Source organism: Vibrio zhugei (assembly GCF_003716875.1).
Taxonomy (GTDB): Bacteria; Pseudomonadota; Gammaproteobacteria; order Enterobacterales; family Vibrionaceae; genus Vibrio; species Vibrio zhugei.
Genome location: NZ_CP033078.1, coordinates 1,190,334 through 1,212,012, shown reverse-complemented (window position 1 = coordinate 1,212,012; position 21,679 = coordinate 1,190,334). Strand labels below are relative to the sequence as shown.

19 protein-coding genes, 1 pseudogene, 1 riboswitch and 1 other annotated feature are annotated in these 21,679 nt (G+C 45.6%); of the genes and pseudogenes, 5 read left to right on the top strand and 15 right to left on the bottom strand.

The features are described from left to right. Window positions 1-117: 117 nt before the first annotated feature. A complete protein-coding gene (locus EAE30_RS10935; RefSeq protein WP_123015946.1) occupies window positions 118-2,349 on the bottom strand; it encodes an NADP-dependent isocitrate dehydrogenase in 2,232 nt (743 codons plus the stop codon). A gap of 463 nt (window positions 2,350-2,812) precedes the next feature. Here EAE30_RS10935 and EAE30_RS10930 point away from each other — a divergent pair, with 463 nt between their 5' ends. Further along, window positions 2,813-3,490, top strand: a complete 678-nt coding sequence (locus tag EAE30_RS10930; RefSeq protein ID WP_123015945.1) for a pseudouridine synthase — start codon at window positions 2,813-2,815, stop codon at window positions 3,488-3,490. A gap of 31 nt (window positions 3,491-3,521) precedes the next feature. On the opposite strand, the gene hisIE is transcribed toward EAE30_RS10930, so the two are convergent. The 9 genes from hisIE to EAE30_RS10885 all read right to left on the bottom strand — a co-directional run bounded on the left by hisIE (window position 3,522) and on the right by EAE30_RS10885 (window position 12,623). Then, window positions 3,522-4,154, bottom strand: coding sequence for a bifunctional phosphoribosyl-AMP cyclohydrolase/phosphoribosyl-ATP diphosphatase HisIE (gene hisIE, locus EAE30_RS10925; RefSeq protein WP_123015944.1), 633 nt, complete (start codon window positions 4,152-4,154; stop codon window positions 3,522-3,524). Next, window positions 4,151-4,924: an imidazole glycerol phosphate synthase subunit HisF gene (gene hisF / locus EAE30_RS10920; protein WP_123015943.1), complete on the bottom strand. Its 774-nt coding sequence runs from the start codon at window positions 4,922-4,924 to the stop codon at window positions 4,151-4,153. The genes hisIE and hisF overlap by 4 nt, the downstream gene beginning before the upstream one ends. After that, entirely contained in the window at window positions 4,906-5,643 is a 738-nt protein-coding gene (gene hisA / locus EAE30_RS10915) for a 1-(5-phosphoribosyl)-5-[(5-phosphoribosylamino)methylideneamino]imidazole-4-carboxamide isomerase (RefSeq protein ID WP_123015942.1), read from the bottom strand. Before hisA ends, hisF begins: the two co-directional genes overlap by 19 nt. A gap of 10 nt (window positions 5,644-5,653) precedes the next feature. Next, window positions 5,654-6,265 carry an imidazole glycerol phosphate synthase subunit HisH gene (gene hisH, locus EAE30_RS10910; RefSeq protein ID WP_123015941.1) on the bottom strand — a complete coding sequence of 204 codons (612 nt, stop codon included), beginning with the start codon at window positions 6,263-6,265 and terminating at the stop codon, window positions 5,654-5,656. Beyond that, a complete protein-coding gene (gene hisB / locus EAE30_RS10905) occupies window positions 6,265-7,335 on the bottom strand; it encodes a bifunctional histidinol-phosphatase/imidazoleglycerol-phosphate dehydratase HisB (protein WP_123015940.1) in 1,071 nt (356 codons plus the stop codon). The genes hisH and hisB overlap by 1 nt, the downstream gene beginning before the upstream one ends. Window positions 7,336-7,391: 56 nt before the next feature. Continuing rightward, window positions 7,392-8,444, bottom strand: coding sequence for a histidinol-phosphate transaminase (gene hisC / locus EAE30_RS10900; protein ID WP_123015939.1), 1,053 nt, complete (start codon window positions 8,442-8,444; stop codon window positions 7,392-7,394). A gap of 11 nt (window positions 8,445-8,455) precedes the next feature. Next, window positions 8,456-9,745, bottom strand: a complete 1,290-nt coding sequence (gene hisD / locus EAE30_RS10895) for a histidinol dehydrogenase (protein ID WP_123015938.1) — start codon at window positions 9,743-9,745, stop codon at window positions 8,456-8,458. A 5-nt stretch (window positions 9,746-9,750) separates the two neighbouring features. Beyond that, the gene (gene hisG / locus EAE30_RS10890) at window positions 9,751-10,647 is read right to left on the bottom strand and encodes an ATP phosphoribosyltransferase (RefSeq protein ID WP_123015937.1); all 897 of its coding nucleotides are present in this window, start codon (window positions 10,645-10,647) and stop codon (window positions 9,751-9,753) included. 51 nt (window positions 10,648-10,698) lie between these two features. Continuing rightward, window positions 10,699-10,835: a sequence feature (His leader region), on the bottom strand. A gap of 198 nt (window positions 10,836-11,033) precedes the next feature. After that, window positions 11,034-12,623, bottom strand: coding sequence for a Na+/H+ antiporter NhaC family protein (locus tag EAE30_RS10885; RefSeq protein ID WP_123015936.1), 1,590 nt, complete (start codon window positions 12,621-12,623; stop codon window positions 11,034-11,036). A 108-nt stretch (window positions 12,624-12,731) separates the two neighbouring features. Beyond that, window positions 12,732-12,914, bottom strand: a riboswitch (Lysine riboswitch). 390 nt (window positions 12,915-13,304) lie between these two features. On the opposite strand from EAE30_RS10885, the gene EAE30_RS10880 reads away from it, so the two are divergent. Next, window positions 13,305-13,718, top strand: coding sequence for an H-NS family histone-like protein (locus EAE30_RS10880; protein ID WP_123015935.1), 414 nt, complete (start codon window positions 13,305-13,307; stop codon window positions 13,716-13,718). 99 nt (window positions 13,719-13,817) lie between these two features. Here the strand turns inward: EAE30_RS10880 and EAE30_RS10875 are convergent, their stop codons facing one another. Continuing rightward, window positions 13,818-15,122, bottom strand: coding sequence for an inosine/guanosine kinase (locus EAE30_RS10875; RefSeq protein WP_123015934.1), 1,305 nt, complete (start codon window positions 15,120-15,122; stop codon window positions 13,818-13,820). Between the two features lie 484 nt (window positions 15,123-15,606). Between EAE30_RS10875 and mnmA the strand changes: the two genes are divergently transcribed. From mnmA to purB, 3 genes are all read left to right on the top strand, one after another. Continuing rightward, the gene (mnmA, locus tag EAE30_RS10870; protein ID WP_123015933.1) at window positions 15,607-16,722 is read left to right on the top strand and encodes a tRNA 2-thiouridine(34) synthase MnmA; all 1,116 of its coding nucleotides are present in this window, start codon (window positions 15,607-15,609) and stop codon (window positions 16,720-16,722) included. 23 nt (window positions 16,723-16,745) lie between these two features. Beyond that, complete coding sequence (gene hflD / locus EAE30_RS10865; RefSeq protein ID WP_123015932.1) at window positions 16,746-17,363, top strand: high frequency lysogenization protein HflD; 618 nt, start codon at window positions 16,746-16,748, stop codon at window positions 17,361-17,363. 63 nt (window positions 17,364-17,426) lie between these two features. Then, window positions 17,427-18,797 (top strand): adenylosuccinate lyase, encoded by a 1,371-nt coding sequence (gene purB, locus EAE30_RS10860; protein WP_123015931.1) that lies wholly within the window; start codon window positions 17,427-17,429, stop codon window positions 18,795-18,797. 80 nt (window positions 18,798-18,877) lie between these two features. On the opposite strand, the gene EAE30_RS10855 is transcribed toward purB, so the two are convergent. The 4 genes and pseudogenes from EAE30_RS10855 to EAE30_RS10835 all read right to left on the bottom strand — a co-directional run bounded on the left by EAE30_RS10855 (window position 18,878) and on the right by EAE30_RS10835 (window position 21,676). After that, window positions 18,878-19,408 (bottom strand): DUF3833 domain-containing protein, encoded by a 531-nt coding sequence (locus tag EAE30_RS10855; protein ID WP_123017339.1) that lies wholly within the window; start codon window positions 19,406-19,408, stop codon window positions 18,878-18,880. Window positions 19,409-19,412: 4 nt separating this feature from the next. Continuing rightward, window positions 19,413-19,946: a chalcone isomerase family protein gene (locus tag EAE30_RS10850; RefSeq protein WP_123015930.1), complete on the bottom strand. Its 534-nt coding sequence runs from the start codon at window positions 19,944-19,946 to the stop codon at window positions 19,413-19,415. Then, window positions 19,939-20,427, bottom strand: a pseudogene (locus EAE30_RS19055) (DUF2878 domain-containing protein). The gene EAE30_RS10850 and the pseudogene EAE30_RS19055 overlap by 8 nt, the downstream one beginning before the upstream one ends. A gap of 4 nt (window positions 20,428-20,431) precedes the next feature. Further along, on the bottom strand, window positions 20,432-21,676 hold the full coding sequence (locus tag EAE30_RS10835; protein ID WP_123015927.1) for an SAM-dependent methyltransferase: 1,245 nt from the start codon (window positions 21,674-21,676) through the stop codon (window positions 20,432-20,434). Window positions 21,677-21,679: the final 3 nt, after the last annotated feature.

Below are 21,679 nucleotides of genomic sequence, written 5' to 3'. Positions count from 1 at the left end.
AGCCATGCCATGGCTCCCCCACTGCCGTTTAACGAGTGAATCATCGAGTCATATAATGGCTTTAATAGACATAAAAAAACCCGCTACTGCGGGTTTTTATGTTTAATGTCATGAGCCTTACTGTAAGGCATTAATGATCTGATTGAATGTTTGGCTTGCACGCATCACAGCAGAGGCTTTTGCAAAATCCGGATAGTAATACCCACCAATGTCTGTTGCAACACCTTGAGCTTGATTCAGCTCATTGACGATTTTCTCTTCATTGTCAGCCAACTCTTGCTCTACTTGCTTAAATTGCTTAGCCAACTCGGCATCTTGTGTTTGCGCAGCCAATGCCTGAGCCCAATACATCGCCAAGTAGAAATGGCTACCACGGTTATCCAACTCACCGACTTTACGTGACGGCGATTTGTTCTCATCAAGGAAGCGACCGGTTGCCTGATCTAAGGTGTCGGCCAATACTTGTGCTTTGGGGAACGTACCGCTTAAGTTCATGTACTCAAGTGAGGCAGACAAGGCTAGGAATTCGCCGAGTGAATCCCAACGTAAGTGGTTTTCTTTTTCTACCTGTTGAACGTGCTTCGGTGCAGAGCCACCCGCGCCCGTCTCAAACAATCCGCCACCATTCATCAACGGAACAATTGAAAGCATTTTCGCAGAAGTTCCCAATTCCAAAATCGGGAATAGATCCGTTAAGTAATCACGTAATACGTTACCAGTGACGGAAATCGTATCTTTACCTTCTTTAATCCGTTCTAGCGAATACTGGGTCGCATCCACGGTCGATAAAATACGGATATCTAAGCCATCAGTATCATGTAATGGTAAGTATTCATTGACTTTCTTGATCAACTCAGCATCATGCGCTCGTTCTGCATCCAGCCAAAAAACCGCTGGCGTTTGTGATGCACGTGCTCGTGTGACCGCCAGTTTAACCCAATCTTGAATCGGCGCATCTTTCACCTGACACATACGGAAAATATCGCCCGCTTCGACCTTTTGAGATAACAAAACATGGCCTTGATCATCGACCACGTTCACCGTGCCATCATCATCAAGGATAAAGGTTTTGTCATGAGAGCCGTATTCTTCCGCTTTTTGTGCCATCAAGCCCACATTCGGTACACTACCCATCGTGGTTGGATCGAAAGCACCATGCTGTTTACAAAAATCCACAACCGTTTGGTAGACGCCGGCATAACAGCGGTCAGGAATCATCGCTTTGGTGTCTTTTTGTCCGCCAGTCTTATCGTACATTTGGCCTGCAGAACGAATCATCGCTGGCATCGACGCATCGACAATGACATCACTCGGCACATGTAAGTTGGTGATACCACGATCCGAATCCACCATCGCTAATTCCGGTTGGGTGGCATAGACCGATTCAATCGCCGCTTCAATCTCGCGACGTTCCTCTTCCGGTAATGTCGCAATTTTTGCGTAGACATCCCCAAGGCCATTGTTCACATCCACGCCCAAACGCTCAAACGTTGTCGCGTATTTTTCAAACACCTCTTTGAAGTAGGCTTTTACTGCGTAGCCAAAAATCACAGGGTCTGAGACTTTCATCATGGTCGCCTTCAAGTGCAAAGACAGCAATACGTCTTGCTCTTTGGCTTGGGCAATCTGTTTATCAAAAAACGCCATCAGCGCTTTCTTATTCATGACGGAAGTATCGATGATCTCTTTTTCAAGTAGCGGGAACGACGGCTTCAACGTGCGCGTCTCCCCCGATTGACTGACAAACTCAATCGACGCATTGGTCGCTTTATCTAACGTCAATGAGGTTTCTGAACCGAAGAAATCATCGGCATCCATGCTGGCAACGTGCGTTTTCGAGTCTGCTGACCATTGCCCCATAGAATGAGGATTTTTACGTGCGTAGTTTTTGACAGAACTTGGCGCTCGGCGATCCGAGTTACCTTCACGTAATACGGGGTTGACCGCGCTCCCTTTGATCTTATCGTAAACCGCTTTCGCCGCTTTTTCTTCCTCGGTTTTCGGCTCTGCTGTGTAGTTTGGAACGGCATAGCCTTTGTCTTGCAATTCTTTAATAGCCGCGCATAACTGAGGAACCGATGCGGAAATGTTGGGCAACTTAATGATGTTCGCTTCCGGTGTTTTCGCTAAATCCCCCAGTTCGGCTAAGGCATCATTCACACGTTGTTCCGGTTTCAAACAGTCTGGGAAATTGGCAAGAATACGGCCTGCTAATGAAATATCACGCGTTTCAATGTCAATGTGAGAAGAAGCAGTAAATGCGCGGATAATCGGTAAAAATGAGTAGGTTGCTAAGGCCGGTGCTTCATCTGTGATCGTATAGATGATGGTTGGATTTTTTGTAGGCATGAACTTTCCCTATATGTTCTAGTTTCCACGATAATAAGATCGTGTGGCTTAAATTCTTATGGCATATCAACCCGCTCATCGGGCTTCTTCACCATGACTTACTCACTATAGTGTCGCACGTTCCGTGACTGACGAGGAGAGTTGAAAATCATGACAACCATGAATATCATCCTTGAGTGAGCTTGGTCACGCGACTTAACGCATTTGTAAGACCTACAAATACGCCGTTCATTGCGCATGTTCAGCGATAAACATCACTAACCATGGTATAATTTAGCCATATTCGTGCGAAAGATCCTCTGAAAAGAAAAGGATACAGCGTACAGCTAATGGATAGTTATGGTGTTATACAACGGCGATATCAATGGTATTGCACATTGTTTTCTTTTCGAAATCATAACGTAAAGCACACTCTCATAAAACGATCGCAGCCATACTTTTACATTTTTGCAAGGTAATTAACATGTCATCTCGCCCTAACGGCCCGCGTTCTGTGCGCGCTTCCCGCGCTGACGCCAAAACCAAAAAACGCCCCTCAGCCAGTCCACGTCGTCCATCACGCTCCATTCAGCGTCAGCGGCGCTCAGTGGCGCCCGAAGAGCGTAAAGTCCTCGTATTTAATAAACCTTACGATGTGCTAAGCCAGTTCACCGATGGACAAGGTCGACAAACCCTCGCCGATTTCATTGACGTTAAAGACGTTTACGCCGCAGGGCGCCTTGATAGAGACAGTGAAGGCTTAATGGTACTGACCAATGATGGCATTCTACAAGCAAAATTGACGCAACCAAAATCGAAAGCGGAAAAGACCTATTGGGTTCAGGTAGACGGTGCACCGAGCGATGAAGAACTTGAGCCACTGCGTCGCGGTGTAACATTGAAAGATGGACCGACATTACCCGCAAAAGTGCGCATCATGGAAGAGCCAAGTCATCTCTGGCCGAGGACTCCCCCGGTACGCTTTCGTGCTAACATCCCGACAACCTGGCTCGCCATTACTATTATGGAGGGACGCAACCGCCAAGTTCGACGGATGACCGCCCATATTGGCTACCCGACTTTACGTCTTATCCGCTACTCGATGGGCGATATTACCCTAGGTGATTTACAGCCAGGGCAATGGCAAGACCTCCAGCGCTAACTTCCTGAAGGTCAGCCTATCGACAAGAGCGTTATTGGTGACGCTCTTTCAACTTATTGATGACATCGCTCATCGATAATCCTTGATCATTGAGTAACACGAGCAAGTGATACATCAGATCGGCAGATTCACAGACTAACTCTGCTTTGTCACCAGAAGTCGCCGCTAAGGCGACTTCCACCCCTTCTTCGCCGACCTTTTGTGAAATACGTTTGGTGCCTCGTGCGTACAAACTTGCTGTGTATGACGTTGAAGGACCGGCATTTTTACGCTCACCTAAGAGCGTTTCAAGATGCTGTAACCACACCATTTGCGACGCTTCTTGCCCGTCACCATCAAAACAGCTGGTTGTTCCTAGGTGGCAGGTCGGTCCAACAGGCTCTACCGTTGCCAGCAGCGTATCTTGGTCACAGTCTAAGGCAAGATTTTTGAGTTGTAACACGTGCCCAGACGTTTCGCCTTTGGTCCATAAACGCTGCTTAGTACGCGAGTAAAACGTCACTTTTTGGGTGCTGAGTGTTGTGTCCAACGCTTCGCGGTTCATATACCCAAGCATCAACACCTCACTGGATGTAAAGTCCTGTACAATAACCGGGATTAACCCATCGACTTTTTCCCAATCGATGCGTTGTGATAACGATTGATCTAACGAATCTTGACTCATAGTCGTACCTCGATTCCTTCCTGTTGGAGATAGTGTTTTAATTCACCAATATTGATAATTTGTTTGTGAAAGACAGAGGCGGCAAGTGCCCCATCCACGTTTGCTTTTTGATAAGCATCGCGAAAATGAACCATTTCCCCCGCGCCCCCTGATGCGATGAGAGGCACGTGACACGCTTCACGAACTAAGTTTAACTGGGTTAAATCATAGCCATTACGTACGCCGTCTTGATTCATCATATTCAACACGATTTCCCCCGCACCACGCTGCTGGACTTCTTTCACCCAACTGATCGTATCCCATTTGGTGGCCGCGGTACGTTTTTCATCGCCAGTAAACTGGTACACTTTATAAGTTCCAGCCTCTTCATCAAAATACGAATCAATGCCTACCACGATACACTGCACGCCAAAACGATCGGCCAATTCCGTAATCAGTTCTGGATTCGCGAGAGCGGGTGAGTTAATTGAGACCTTATCCGCACCAAACTCTAATAACTGAGCACAATCTTGTGCAGAGCGGATTCCACCAGCGACACAAAAAGGAATATCAATCACTTCAGCAACACGTGAGATCCAGCTTTTATCCACAACTCGACCATCGCTCGACGCGGTAATGTCATAAAAGACCAATTCATCGGCCCCTTCTTGCGCATAGCGTTGCGCCAACGGCACAATATCACCAATAATTTCATGATTGCGAAATTGCACGCCTTTCACGACTTGTCCATCGCGAACATCCAAACATGGAATTATGCGTTTTGCCAACATGCGAACGCCTCCTCTGCGGTAAATTTTCCATCCAATAATGCGCGGCCAACGATCACGCCAGCAACGCCTGTACCGTATAACGCCTGAATGTCCTCAAGGCTACCAATGCCTCCTGATGATTGAAATTTCACTTGCGGATAACGTGTACATAAATCTTGATATAACGACACATTCGAGCCAGCTAAGGTGCCATCACGGGAAATGTCCGTACACAATACATGTTTAAGGCCGACAGTGAGGTAGTCATCGAGCAACGCCTCAATCGTGACGCCAGAGTCCTCCTGCCAACCAGAAATGGCAACATGTCGCTTTCCATCGGCAGTAATATTGATATCCAGCGCTAACACAATATGTTCAGCGCCATAACGTTCAATCCAAGATTTCACTCGCTCAGGGTGTTTCACGGCTGTTGAGCCGACAACCACACGTTCCGCCCCTGCGTCGAGTAAATTTTTAACATCGTCTTCACTCCGAACCCCGCCGCCAATTTGCACATGAGCGGGAGTACTGTCAATTAAGCGGCCTATCAGCTCTAATTGACGCGCTTGGGTATCTTTTGCACCAGTCAGGTCAACCAAATGTAACCACTGTGCACCGGCGTGATGATACACCGCGAACTGTTCGGCAGGGTTGACTTTGTACTCGGTGACTTGTCCATAGTCGCCTTGATATAAACGAACGACTTGGCCATCAATAAGATCCAATGCTGGGATAATCATCTCTTCATCCTTAAAGCGTTAAAAAGTTTTTAATTAGCGTGGCGCCCGCTTTTGATGAACGCTCAGGGTGAAACTGCACACCATAATAATTACCACTTTGAATCGCGGCGCTAAACGGCTGACCGTATTGACAGGTCGCAATGGTGTAGTCGCCAACTGGCATGGCGAAGCTATGAACAAAATAAAAATACTCATCGGCTTCAATCCCCGCAAACAGAGGATGACCAGATACCGCCTTCAAGGTATTCCATCCCATGTGAGGCAGTGGGTGCTCTTGAGTATCCATAAGGCGTGCTTCACCCTCACACAGTCCCAAACATTCAATATCTTGGGTCGTGTTGGAGGGTTTCTCTTGCGAACGCAACCCAAGTAACTGCATGCCCAAACAAATCCCGAGTAATGGCTGGGTGACTTGCTTGACCAAGTCAATCAACTGGCGTTCTTGCAAATTCTTCATGGCTTCTATCGCAGTCCCGACACCAGGAAGAAACAGTTTGTCTGCCGCTAAAACGACGGCAGGATCTTTAGAAATGGTGACCTCATAGCCTAAACGCTCAATCGAAAAACGCAGCGATGAAATATTGGCACAACCGGTATCAATAATGACGATGCTTGGCGACATTACAACACTCCTTTACTGCTCGGTAAGTCATTTCCTTCCACTTTAATGGCTTGACGCAAAGTTCGTCCAAAGGCCTTAAAGAGGCTCTCGATAATATGGTGGTCATTGTCACCACTGGAGGATAAATGCAGTGTGCAGGCCAGCGTATCAGTCAATGAACGGAAAAAGTGATAAACCATTTCTGTCGATAGATCCCCGACCTGTTCACGACTGAACTGAGCATCGAACTTCAAATAAGGGCGTCCTGACAAATCCAAAGCACATTGGGCTAAACATTCATCCATAGGCAAACTAAAACCAAAACGCCCCACGCCACGTTTATCTCCCAAGGCTTCCTTCAGCGCTTGTCCAAGAGCCAACGCTGTATCTTCAATGGTGTGGTGATCATCAATGTGCAAATCGCCCTTGACCTGACAGTCTAAGGAGAAACCGCCATGCGTCGCGATTTGATCGAGCATGTGGTCGAAAAACCCTAATCCGGTTGCGATGTGATTCTGCCCCGCCACATCCAAGTTAACACTGACTTGAATATCGGTTTCTTTAGTTTTACGAATCACTTTTGCTTGGCGCGGTTGCTGAGTAAGCAGTGCGACAATCGCTGGCCAATTCATGTTCGCCGGATCGTACTGGATCCCCTTAATCGCCATATTTTCGGCTAACTGCAAATCCGTTGGACGATCGCCAATCACAGCCGATTGGGTAAAGTCCACCAGACCTTGCTGGAGGTAAGATTTGACTAAGCCTAATTTGGGTTTGCGACAGGTACAGTTGTCTTCTGCAAAATGCGGACAAATGAGCACCTCATCAAATACGACCCCTTGTGATGATAATACCTCCATCATCATGTTATGCGGCGCGTCAAAATCGGCTTGCGGGTAGCTTTTGGTGCCCAATCCATCTTGGTTAGTCACCATGACAAGACGGTAGCCCGCATCTTGTAATGCCAATAAACTTGGGATCACTAAAGGCTCAAATTTTAGCTTATCCAAGCGGTCAACTTGAAAGTCTACCGGCGGCTCGACAATGAGCGTCCCGTCGCGGTCAATAAAAAGAATTTTTTGTTGGCTCACAGAAGTTTCCTTTTCTGAGTATGGCACTGATCGAGACCGGTCAGTGCTGAGTAATATTAAGAAATCAGTGACTGATAGAAATTACGAATAAACGTCAGCGTTTTTTCACACTCCGCTCGGCTTCCCGCACTGATGCGCACGGCATTTTCTATCGGGGAATTACGCAAAATAATGCCAGCATCCCACGCAGCCTTAAATAGTGCATCGCCATCAGGAAATCTGACGAGTAAGTAATTTCCCCACCCATCGTAAACCGTTACCCCAGGAATCTGACTGAGTCCCGCCTGTAAATAGGCTCGATTGACGGTGATCTCAAGCACTTGATATTTTTGACGCGCTCGCCCTGCTTCAGACAGCGCTTGAACCGCAATATCAGCAACAGGCACTGGCACGGGATAAGGCGCGATCACTTTGAGCAATACTTGAATCAGTTCTGGGTTTGCCAGTGTGAAACCGCAGCGCAAGCCCGCTAAAGCAAAGGCTTTTGATAACGTACGTAAGATAGCCAAATTAGGGTATTGTGCGAGCAAATCGACACAGCTCTCTTCTAAGCAAAAGTCGATATAAGCCTCATCCATAACAACAATCGCGCGATCTTTGGTCATCTCCAATAACTCAACAATATCACTGCGCTTCATGACATTGCCGGTCGGATTATTCGGGCTACACACAAAGACCAGTTTCACTCGGTCCAAATTCTCGGCAATTGCAGGCAGATCCAATTGCCAATCCGCGGTGAGTGGCACCGTTTTTCTTTCGACACCAAAGGTTTCCGCACTAATGGCATACATTCCATAAGTAGGCGGACAATAGAGGATCGCATCTTCTCCTGCTTCACAAAACGCGCGAATTAAGAGCTCTATCCCCTCATCGGCGCCGCGAGACGTCAACACATGATCCGCATTCACTCCTGCATAATTGGCATAAGCATTGATCAGTGAATCAGGCTGACAATCACTGTAGCGATTTAACTGACTGAGAGTTAATTGGTATTCATTGTCAAAAGGCGATTCATTCGCATTAAGCCAGACATCACCTTCTCCACCAATACGTCGCGCCGACAGATAAGGGGTTAATGCTTGAATTTGTTTGCGAGCCAACTTTTCCATAACGACGATTCCTATTTCTGTAATTTATTCACTCGGATGGTCACGGCGCGGCGGTGGGCATCAAGCCCCTCAGCATTGGCCATTTCAACCACAGTCGGTGCGAGTGCTTGCAGCCCTTGAGGGGATAATTCTTGCACAGTCATGCGCTTACTAAAATCCGCGAGACCTAAACTCGAATAAGTTCGCGTATACCCATAGGTTGGTAACACATGATTGGTACCCGAGGCATAATCGCCCACAGATTCCGGTGACCAGCTTCCAAGAAAAATGGAGCCAGCATTATCAAACAATGGCACCAACTCTCGTGGATTTTTGGTTTGAACAATCAGGTGTTCCGGCCCGTAGAAATTGGAAATGGACACACATTGTGTCAGAGATTCCGCGATAATCACTAAGCTAGAGGCTAACGCCTGACGAGCAATGTCTGCACGGGATAAATCTTGCAGTTGCGCTTGAACCGCATCAATCACTTGATCGGCCAAAATAGGTGACGGTGTCACAAGAACCACTTGTGAATCCGGCCCATGCTCAGCCTGACTCAATAAATCCGCCGCGATAAACTCAGGGTCGGCATGCTCATCAGCAATCACTAGGACTTCTGAAGGACCGGCTGGCATATCAATCGCCGCACCACGGTAGTCATTGCTGACTTGACGTTTCGCTTCAGTGACATACGCATTACCTGGACCAAAAATTTTATCGACCTTAGTCACTGACTCAGAACCGTACGCCATCGCCGCTATCGCTTGAGCTCCGCCCAGGTTGTAGACCTCGTCGATTTGACACAGTTTGGCCACGTACAAAATTTCATCTGCGATCGGAGGTGGCGAGCACAGAATGACTTTACGACATCCAGCAATTTGAGCGGGAACACCAAGCATGAGGACCGTTGACGGTAACGGCGCACTCCCACCGGGAATATATAGACCGACTTGGCTAATCGGACGGGTGATTTGCTCGCAGACAACACCCGGCATAGTTTCAACTCGCAATGGTTGAACTTTTTGCGCTTTATGAAAGCAACTGATATTCGCATGGGCTTGCTCTAACGCCTGTTTCATTGCCGGCGTTAAACGCTCTGAGGCAGCGGCGATCTCTGCCTGACTGACTCGTAATGTTGCAGGTTTTACGCGATCAAACTTTTCGGTCAATTCCCACAACGCGGCGTCACCGCCCTCTCGGACCTGACCGATGACATCACTCACCACCGAACTGATGTTCGCTCCTTCAGAAATGGCGGGACGTTCTAAAATCGAATTATGCTGCTCTTCACTCAAAGATTGCCAAACAACGGTTCTCATCACGTTTACTCCATCATTTTTTCAATCGGTAGAACAAGGATAGAACTCGCCCCTAGGGCTTTAAGTTGTTCCATCGTTTCCCAGAATAAATTCTCTGCACTCACTAAGTGCAAGGCCATACGGGATTTATCTGCAGATAACGGTAATACCGTGGGATCTTCGGCGCCAGGTAACAATGCCGTAATTTCTTCCAGTTTTTCGACCGGTGCATGCAGCATAATGTATTTCGACTCTTTTGCTTGTTGAACGCCTTGCATGCGAGTCAATAAACGGTTGATCAAATTCACTTTATCTGGTGCAAACTCACCTGTGCGTTGAATCAATGTCGCTTTAGACTCAAAGATGACTTCCACTTCCTTAAGACCATTGGCTTCTAATGTTGCACCTGTCGAAACTAAATCGGCAATCGCATCGGCCAATCCAGCGCGCGGCGCCACTTCGACGGAACCAGTGAGCATGCAAGTACTAAAATCGATGCCTTCGCGATCCATATAGGCTTTCAGAAGTTGTGGGTAGGTGGTGGCAATGCGCTTACCTTGTAAATCTTGCGGGCCGTTATAGGTTTGGTCTGCGTCGATCGCAATTGACAGTCGACAACCCCCAAAGTCCATACGACGTAGCGTTTCAAACTCACTCGGCTTCTGTAACGCCACTCGGTCTAAACGCACTTCCTCAAGCTCATTTTCGCCAATAAAGCCAAGGTCAACGACTCCATCCATGATTAAACCAGGGATATCATCATCCCGGACCAGTAGTAGATCGATTGGCATATTTATTGAGTGAACCACTAAACGTTCACCCATAACATTAAATTGTACGCCACACTGTTTGAGTAAACTTTGGCACTCTTTAGCAAGGCGACCTTTTTTTTGAATTGCGATTCTTAGACGTTGCGATTGCATAAACACTTCCCTTTGCAAATTTTTGAAATTAAAAGATTTTTTCAAAACAGAATAAAAAAACCCTCGGGAGCTTGGTTCCCGAGGGTTGATAATCTGTGTCACGACTCAATTAACCACCGGGAGATTTCCTGTCTCCCGGGTATGCGCTCATCTCCCGACAGACTGACTAAGGATGATGATGGTGATGATGAATATTCATATTAGTTGAGCGCATATTTATAACCGTTTTTCGTTGGACTGAATTTACATTATCGAAGCTGCCGCGATATTTCAAGCGCTTTTTTGGTATTTTTTCTCCTTTATGGCTTAAAAGATTTTTCCCATAAAAAAAGGAAGTCCGAAGACTTCCTTTTAACGCTCTTTTTTAACCCAATCGTTACGCCATACTACGCGGCTGGGTTTTTATTTAGGATTCGTCGCTGAGACACCCATTTGAGCGCGGCACAGACCACAACAAACGCTAAGATCGTCGCGGCAAAGGCAATCAACGTCGAATCACTCATGCCTAAGACAATATAGCCAATCAGCGCAACGAAAGCGGTAGATAATGCATAAGGCAATTGGGTCGCCACATGATCAATGTGATTACAGCGCGCTCCGGTCGAGGATAAAATCGTGGTATCGGAAATCGGAGAACAATGGTCTCCAAATACTGAACCCGCCAATACCGCACTGAGCATCGGTAACATAAGCGCTAAATCAGTCGCCGCAGACATGTCTCCTGCGATAGGTAACATGATACCGAACGTCCCCCACGATGTGCCCGTTGCAAATGCCATGATACCCGACAAAATAAATAACAACACGGGTAGCCATTGCGGACTAATGCTGTCTTGCACAAGGGATGACAAGTAAGCCCCGGTTTTCACATCACCGATGACAGAACCAATGGTCCATGCAAACACCAAAATAATCACAGCACCAAACATGGATTTGGCGCCAATCCATAATGTGCGACCAATATCCCCTGCTGGGAGTTTTTGTTTCATCACTGTCACAATGGCCACCAAGAGCCCAACTAGACCTCCGCTAATCAACGAAGTATCCACTGCCGTATTTTCAAAGGCTCCCAACACAGAGAATCCATCACCATTCTCTGCTAATGTTTGAGCGCCAGTAAAAATCATCGTACCAATCGTCGCAATCACTAGCATTACGATCGGCAAAACCAGATCGGACACCTTACCATGTTGACTGGCAGGAATTTCAAGCTCTTCATCATCACTGGCTTGGGCAGAGCTGGTATCACAGCCACGTCCCTGCGATGCTTGCATTTCATGTTTACGCATTGGGCCAATGTCAATACGGAACCAAATCACCGCAAATACCATTAATAAGGCAAAAATGGCATAAAAGTTCATTGGAACCAATCGCATGTATGCCCCAAGAGGTGTGTAATCGGTAATGCCATGGCTCACGAGAATACCACTGACCAGAGTCATGATATAAGCCCCCCAGCTTGATGCGGGCATAACGACACACATCGGTGCTGCGGTCGAATCCAAGACATACGCTAGTTTTGCGCGTGATACATAAAAGCGGTCCGTCACCGGACGAGAAATAGACCCGACGGCAAGACTGTTAAAATAATCATCGACAAAGATAAAGACGCCTAAAAAAGCAGCAAGCAGCTGGGAACCCCGTTTACTTTTCACACGGACTTGTGCCCATTCAGCGAACGCATGAGTTCCGCCAGATAGGGATAATAGCGCGGTCATCATTCCCAATAAAATAAGGAAACCTAAAATACTCATGTTCCAAGTATTAATGCTACCGTCACTGACAAATACCGCGAGCACTTTCTGCCAAATATATACCACGGTGTTGGTGACCGAATAGTCAGCAAGAAGCAACGCGCCTAATACAATACCAACACCAAGGGACACTAACACTCGACGAGTAATAATGGCTAGACTGAGGGCCACTACTGGTGGAAGTAGTGATAACGGTGAGGTAGAAAAATCGATTAAATTCATGATCTTCAAAAACCAATTTTGTTGGTTAGAGATCTACTGCAGACAATTGTTATTCGCAAATAACAATTATGTTGAAGCAAGCGAAAGGGAAGCGAACACTCCACCCAACCCTACAGTAGCGCTCCATAGTTTAAAAACACAATAGACTATGGCAGTGTTGTACTTATTCAATACAACCCCAGCAGGCATATTCGATGGATACACAAGCTTCGGCGATCGTCCCTTTTTTTATGGTTCATTGACATCACTCCAACCATAAATACTGATGACTACCGCGCCTCTACGTCGAGAATCCAACAGTAAACAAACCTACGTTATAATTACTGTTTATCCTCGCTTAGGTGGCGGTTATTGTACGTATTCAAAACCTCAATGCAACCGGAATATTACTCAAGGTGTTGAATGTTCAATTTGTAACCAAATGAAAAATAATTTACTGAAAATTAACTTTGTTATGCACCAATATTCACTTAACCATCAATATTTACATTTATTGACAATTATTTTTCTCTAATTCATCACCATATATGTTTTAAAGCTGAACTTTTTATTGGAAAATACGTCGTATAGGATATATCATCGCCGCGTCATTATTATTATTTCATTTCGGATGTTGTAAGAATAAAAAGCTCGGTTTAAAATTACTTAAATTATTTTGATTTTATTTAATGGGAAACGGTCATGTCTGATTTAACAAAAACTCTACTCAATATTCGTAGCTTACGTGCTTTCGCTCGCGACTTAACTTTAGAACAACTTGAAGACGCGTTGGATAAATTAAACACCGTCGTTGAAGAACGTCGTCAAGCTGAAGAAGAAGAACGCGCAGCACTTGCTGAGCAAGAAGCGAAACTTTCTGCTATTGCTGAAAAGATCGCCGCTGACGGTATCGATGTTAACGCACTAATTACGGCGCTTTCTGGTGAAACAAAAACCAAAAGTAAAGCCAAAGGTAAACGTGCGCCACGTCCAGCGAAATATAAATATGTAGATACTAACGGCCAAGAAAAAACATGGACTGGCCAAGGTCGTACCCCTTCTGCTATCCAAAAAGCATTAGATGAAGGTAAATCTCTAGAAGATTTCGCCATTTAATCGGCGACCTGATTGCATTAAAAAGGCTCCGAATTCGGAGCCTTTTTTATTTTCACCACAGGTAAAAGAGGGATCAGTGAATCTACTGTTCTTATCGCCCTATCGTTCCCAATACGCTTCTTCTAGGCTGTCTTCACGCTCCGGTAAACCTTTCGATAAACGCGGCGAATGTTGAGCTAATACCTCATAACTTGCGCGATTAGAATATTTACAAACTTGTGAGAAAGAAGAGTATGTCAAAAACTCATGTTGATGCTTACTCGAATTAGGCACAATATCTCTATGGTATTTATTCGCAGACATGTCATGTAACAAAGCAGATAATGCCGCATCCCCTGCGCCATTAGTATTTTTAATTTTCTCTGGGCCACCCATATAAGGCGCAATATGTGAATACACTTTCATGGGGTTAACACAGCTTGCTTTCATCGCTGGGCGACTAAACTCGTAACGATTAAATTCTGGAATGGCACCGGGCAATAATGGCAACGTTGTTTCACGTTTACTGTCTTCTTCACAATATCCCGCCATAAATAATCCAACTGGGCCTGCTGTACATAATACAAGATCAACCCACTCCAGCGCTTTATCAGATGCCAATAATGGGTCGTCTTCACCAGTCAGAGCCGCTGCCTCATCTTCATTCATCGCCACCACAGAGATGTGCTCTTTTAAAAATTCACGCCAAAATTGTGGATCATCTTGAATAACAAATTTGGTTCCTAACGTTAGTACAACAGGAACATTATGCTTTTTAGCATATTCAATAGCTTGCATGGTTGCTTTCGGCATCGGATCATCTTCATTGCAACGAATTAAATAGGCGGTTAACACTAATGCAGACGCATTAGGGAAAATAGACTCAGGGATACTTTCTGGTTGCAGTTGGTTCATTAATCCTGTGCTGATAGCAAAGGTTCTTTCGCCATCTTCAGTAATTAATGCAAAACACCGCCCAATGGCCCCATTAACACCTTGTAGATAATTTAAGTCCATACGACTTGAGGTATTGCACAAATAGCGGTAGCCATAACTGCCAATTTTAATGTCACTGCTCATGACACCAAGCAGCGTTGAGCGATCATCGGCAAGTACAGAGTAATTGTGCAGGGTATTGCCTATCGTGCCGCCCGCATGTTCATTGGTGATTAAGTGATTATCTTTTAACTCACGATATAAGGCTTCTGCTTGGGTATCATCAATCAGCAACGAATGTCCTTTACTCAATCCATAGCGTTCAATAAGCTCCGTGCCCACGGTTGCTTCAATATCAACCAATGTTTGGTCAATACCAATAATGTGTGTTTTTGAGAGTTTTTCAGCCTCTTGAGATTGAATAACTAACGGATCACGAGCGTGAACCGGAAAATAGTGTTTAGACTTACGGCGTCCCGGAAATTTCATAATACCCAACAAATTCGAATAGAGATAAACGGGCGAGGATTCTACCTCGTGCAAACACGTTCGACAACGTCTTTAGAAACCGCAAACGCCGACTCAGCAATGTTATAGTTGATATACAGTATAGCAACCGATTGCAATCATCACCACGCGATAAATAAATCATCAACAAGTCATCGCGTTATTTAAAAATAATAAGAAATAAATATCTTCTATCAATTGATCGTTTTTACAATCGCCTTGTTTCGATATGAATTCAGTTGAATTTGATACGCACGATTATAGGATTAACGAATAACAAATAGTGCATCTTTTATCTACTTTACCTTCCCTCTACTACCGCTCACTCTGCTGCGCAGTATTCACTATGATTGGCGAATTTTTCTTCACTAACATTGGCTTTTATAACGATCACGAGTAATGAACTGTCCTAGCAAAAATCTTTCTGTTAGAATCTGACTCCAAGTTAATTGAGTGGTATTAAGTTATGTCAGAAAACCTTAACGCAAACAGTCAGAAGAAAGTGATTGTCGGCATGTCTGGTGGTGTAGATTCATCGGTTTCGGCCTATCTTCTTCAACAACAAGGCTATCATGTTGAAGGCTTGTTCATGAAGAACTGGGAAGAAGATGACGGTGAAGAATACTGTACGGCGGCTGAAGATCTTGCCGACGCTCAAGCAGTGTGTGACAAACTTGGTATCCATTTGCATAAAATTAATTTCGCAGCGGAGTATTGGGACAATGTCTTTGAGTATTTTCTTGAAGAATACAAAGCCGGTCGTACGCCCAACCCAGATATTCTCTGTAATAAAGAAATTAAGTTTAAAGCCTTCCTAGAGTTTGCAGATGAAGTACTGGATGCAGACTATATCGCCATGGGTCATTATGTGCGCCGTACCTTCCCGGAAAATGGCGAGAAAGCCGCCATGCTTCGCGGCCTCGATAGCAATAAAGACCAAAGTTACTTTTTACATGCACTCACTCATCAACAAGTTGCCCGTAGCTTGTTCCCTGTGGGTGAATTAGAAAAACCGGAAGTGCGTCGTATTGCCGAAGAGCAAGGTCTGATTACTGCGAAGAAGAAAGACTCTACTGGTATTTGTTTCATTGGTGAACGTAAATTTACGGAGTTTCTTTCACGTTACCTTCCTGCGCAACCTGGCAACATTGAGACTCCAGAAGGCGAGGTTATTGGACAACATCAAGGCTTGATGTACCATACCTTAGGTCAGCGTAAAGGTTTGCATATCGGTGGATTAAAAAATGGTAGCGAATTGCCATGGTATGTAGCGGAAAAAGATTTAGAACGCAATGTATTGATTGCCGTACAAGGTGGTGACCACCCATTATTGAAATCAAATGGCTTAGTGGCATCGCAACTGAATTGGATCAATCAAGAACCTTTAACAGACACATTGCGTTGCACGGTGAAAACTCGCTATCGTCAGACTGACATCGCTTGTGTTGTGACGTCTCTTGATGATCATCGCGTGAATGTGGTGTTTGATGAGCCGCAAGTAGCGGTCACACCCGGCCAATCGGCCGTCTTCTATCAAGGTGATGTGTGTCTCGGTGGCGGAATCATTGAGTCTCGCGTTTAATTTGTTAATAAAGGAGCTATGACGTGGCTAATACACTATACGACCGTACTATTGCTTTTGCTGGTTTATGCCAAGCCGCCGCACTTGTTCAACAAGTTGCCCGCAATGGTCAATGTGATACAGACGCGTTTGAAACCTCCATCCGTGCGATTTTATGCACGGACCCCAAAGACACCGTGAGTGTCTTTGGGCATGAACGCAATCTTAAGCTCGGGCTAGAAACCATGGTTAATGGTATTGATAATTCGACAACGGGGAGTGAACTTACCCGATATATTATCAGCTTACTCGCCCTACAAAAGAAATTGTCTGCTCGTAATGATGCGATGTCTCAACTTGGCGATCGCATCGACATGCTCGCCCGTCAAACAGAGCACTTCGATTTATTCGAAGATCAAATGATCAGCAACCTTGCCAGTGTTTATCTCGATGTTATCAGTCCAATCGGGCCTCGCATCCAAATCACTGGCACTCCCGCAGTATTACAACAAACTATCAGCCAAAATAAAGTTCGCGCCCTACTACTCAGCGGCATCCGATGTGCCGTATTATGGAATCAGGTTGGTGGTAAACGTCGTCATCTCATCTTCGGCCGTAAAAAAATGGTCGAGCAAGCAAAGCAACTGTTGCAACATACTTAACAGATGATGATTCCTCGTTCCCTTTTTACTTAAACCTTTAAACTCAATATTCAGGAGAAGAATATGGAACTGTCAGCATTGACTGCTGTTTCACCGGTAGATGGTCGCTATGGAAGTAAAACGATTGCGTTGCGTAGTATCTTCAGTGAATTTGGTCTCCTAAAGTATCGTACTATCGTTGAAATACGTTGGTTACAGAAGCTTGCAGCCACATCAGAGATCAAAGAAGTCCCATCACTGAGTCAGGAAGCGACTCAATATCTCGACGACATCGCAACCCAATTCAATGAAACGGATGCGGCTCGAATTAAAGAGATTGAACGTACCACCAACCACGACGTTAAAGCCGTTGAATACTTTCTAAAAGAAAAAGTGGCTGACCTTCCAGAACTGCACGCCATTAACGAATTTATTCACTTCGCTTGTACCTCTGAAGACATCAACAACACCTCTCACGCATTGATGCTGAAAGAAGCACGCGATACCGTTATTCTCCCTGAAATCCGTAATATCATTGATGGCATTCGCAAATTAGCCAACGACTATCGTGATATTCCGCTCTTGTCTCGTACCCACGGTCAACCTGCGTCACCGTCGACAATGGGTAAAGAAATGGCCAATGTCGCTTACCGTATGGAGCGTCAATACAAGCACATTTCCAACACTGAGATTTTAGCCAAAATCAATGGTGCGGTCGGTAACTATAACGCTCACCTTTCAGCTTATCCTGATGTTGATTGGCACCAATTCAGTCAAGAGTTCATTACACAGTCCCTTGGCGTCGATTGGAACCCGTACACCACTCAAATTGAGCCGCACGATTATATTGCTGAGCTCTTTGATGCGGTTGCACGTTTCAATACCATTTTGATCGACTTTGACCGTGATATCTGGGGCTATATTGCACTCGGTCACTTTAAGCAAAAAACCATTGCAGGTGAAATCGGCTCATCAACCATGCCACACAAAGTCAACCCTATCGACTTTGAAAACTCGGAAGGGAATTTAGGTCTAGCGAATGCGATGTTGAATCATCTCGGTCAAAAACTGCCCATTTCTCGTTGGCAACGTGACCTAACCGATTCAACGGTTTTACGTAACTTGGGTGTCGGCGTCGGCTATGCCATCATTGCTTATACATCGACGCTGAAAGGTCTAAGTAAACTAGAAATCAATGCGGATGCATTGGTTAGCGAATTAGATCGCAACTGGGAAGTGCTGGCTGAGCCCATTCAAACGGTGATGCGCCGTTACGGTATTGAAAAACCGTATGAGAAGTTGAAAGAGCTGACGCGCGGTAAACGGGTTAATGAAGCCGCCATGCACGAGTTTATCAATGGGTTAGACATTCCTGCGGATGAAAAAGCACGTTTGCAAACCATGACGCCAGCGAACTACATCGGTCAGGCTATCGAGTTAACTGATAAGCTGTAATTGCGGTAGCTTAACTGTGATTCAAACGAATAAGGGAGCCTAACGCTCCCTTATTTTTCATCATTAGACAGACGATGTGTCTATTGCTTAGCAAAAAATAGAGTCACTTCCCCCACCTGAATCCCCCATTTAGTAATACGAGTCGTATTAAATAAATGACGTTCGTCCTGGCGGTACATCCAATCGTCAAAATGCACATCAATTTCGCGTTCATCGGTTTTCAAACGGAAATCGTACTGCCACTGCAATGCATTTCCAACCACTTGTCCTGTCGCATCACCAATGATATCGCCAGCTTTACCAATGTAGCGGCCATCTCCCTCTCGAGTGATAGTCCAAACACGCGTATCCGTTTCACCATCATGGTAAACAAAGTCCTCGTGCAGGGTCAGCGTATCACCGTCAACATCGCCATGGACCTTCACGTGAAAGCGCCGTGTCTGTTGGTTGGTGTAGTCTTTGACCATGCCCCATGCTTCAATATCCCCTTGAAAATATTCAAATAAATCAAAACTTGGTGAGGTACCTTTATAGTCATTAATGTCCGCACTGCAGCTACTTAACAGGCACGCGGTCGCGAATAATAGACAGAGTTTTTTTAAATACGTCATACACTTAACCATGGTGCTCAACTCCTATAAGCTGCTTTCTTAGATCCGGGTATTGGCTTTGGGGCGACAACCAAATCGACAAAAATGCCGTATTGAATGTCGGACTCTCGATATCGCCAACGACATGAAAATCGGACTGATTGACCGGTTTGAAATAAAACGTTCCCGTTTTACCATTTGATTGATAGACCAATTGATCCCCCTCTTCAACAGAAGGGAAAATCGTTTTAAGCTTGCTCAGCCATTGATCGATGTCGTCTTGCTTGAATGTGAGCTTTTTCCATTGCTTTTCTGTTGCGGTTAACAAATCCTGCGCAGAAATAGTGCGTCGGTATTCAATGTGTAATGCTAAAGGTGAATGCAAATCCACATAACGGCCATTCGGGGTATACAGTGTCGAGTCATAGACATCAAACCACAACCAAGTAAAATGCGCCTGCCCCACGCGTTGCCATTGTGCCAAGCTTGGCTCTTTCGCCAATACACTGGCACTCCATGCCATACTCAGCAACGCTAACAATACATAATGCTTAATCATTCTTTGCCTGCCTTCTCCATAGTAAATACTGAATGAAGAGCGCCCATTCCACCATAAGAATGCCCATGCTCGGCATCGTTCCTAGCGGGAGCACTACCGCATCCCATTGCGCCCCTGCAAGATAACTTAACCCGCCACTCACTCCGCTCAAAAGCCACTGTAAAGGGCGAGGTCAACTAGCCAGAATAGGAATAAGGTACCAACTGTACCAAGCAAATGCTCCCCATAAGAAGGCAAGCCATAAGGGAATCAGCCAGCCATCGATCTGAAAAACACCGACAAGCGTATTCACACTATCCAATAAAAGGCCAGCCGCTGCTACTTGCCACCACCAATGCCAGCGCGCCACTTGACGTTTTTGCGTCAACACCAGCGTAGTGGCGAGCAATCCCGCACTCCACCATTGCCATTGTGTTTGTCCAAGCACGGTGCAAAACCACAACACTTGAAACCACAGGGAGATAATCAGCAGGGTCCACATCGCTTTAGGTTCGCGTCAAGGTCATGTGAATGACCGAAATGCTGCGTGCTTTGAACCCACCTTCACAGTAGCAAAAATAAAATCGCCACAGCCGAATGAAACGCTCATCATAACCGAGCTGTGTGACACGAGGCAGCTCAGTTTCGAATCGCTTACGCCATTCACGGAGTGTTTTTCCATAGTCGTAGCCAAAATCAAAGACATCACGAATGACTAAGTCCGTATTGTGTGTCGCTGCGGTGGCAAGCGCAGTGACTGACGGCAGGAAACCACCAGGGAAAATATATTTCTGAATAAAATCGACGTTACGTCCGTAATATTCATACCGTTGATCGGCGATCGTAATCGCTTGTATCGCCATAATACCATTAGGTTTTAGCCGCTGTTGGCATTGAGTAATGTAGGATGATAAATACTGTTTCCCTACCGCTTCGATCATTTCAATCGAAACCAGCTTATCGTATTGCCCTTCAAGTAATCGATAGTCCTTCTTTAAGAGCGTGATGCGATCGGTCAGCCCTTCAGCTTCGATACGTGATTGCGCATAATGATATTGTTCATCAGAAATGGTGGTGGTGGTCACACGGCACCCATAATGCGAAGCCATATAGATCGCCATGCCTCCCCACCCTGTGCCGATTTCGAGGACATGATCATCGGGGGTGAGCGCCAGCTGTTGACACAAGCGTTCCATCTTGTGACGCTGCGCCTGCTCTAATGTATCATCCTCATTGACGTACACCGCACTTGAGTACAGCATTTCTGTGTCTAAGAACGTCTCATACAACGCATTTCCTAAATCATAATGCGCCAGAATATTACTCTTTGCTTGGTCAATCGTATTACGTTTCAGCCAATGTCCCATTTTCGTCACTTGGCGCGTCAACCACCCCGATTTCGCTTCAATGGTATCAAGCATCGCTTGGTTCTTCGCCATGATCTCCACCAACGTTGTCAGATCAGCGGTATCCCATAATTTATCAATATACGCTTCAGCACCACCAATGCTGCCCCCTTTCAATAACCGTACATAAAAATCCGGATGGTGAATGTCAATCGATACATGAGGTTGACCTAGGTTACCTTGGCCGAATTCCAGTACGGCCGATGCGTTCTCTTGATGGTAGAGCTCCCGGAGAGACAATTGCCCATAATGCATAATCGATAGGGCTTTTAAAATCGTGGCTCGTGCGCCTTTTTGCCAGATCGTCAATTTCTGATTGATACCCATGGTAGACGTGTCTAACATCGA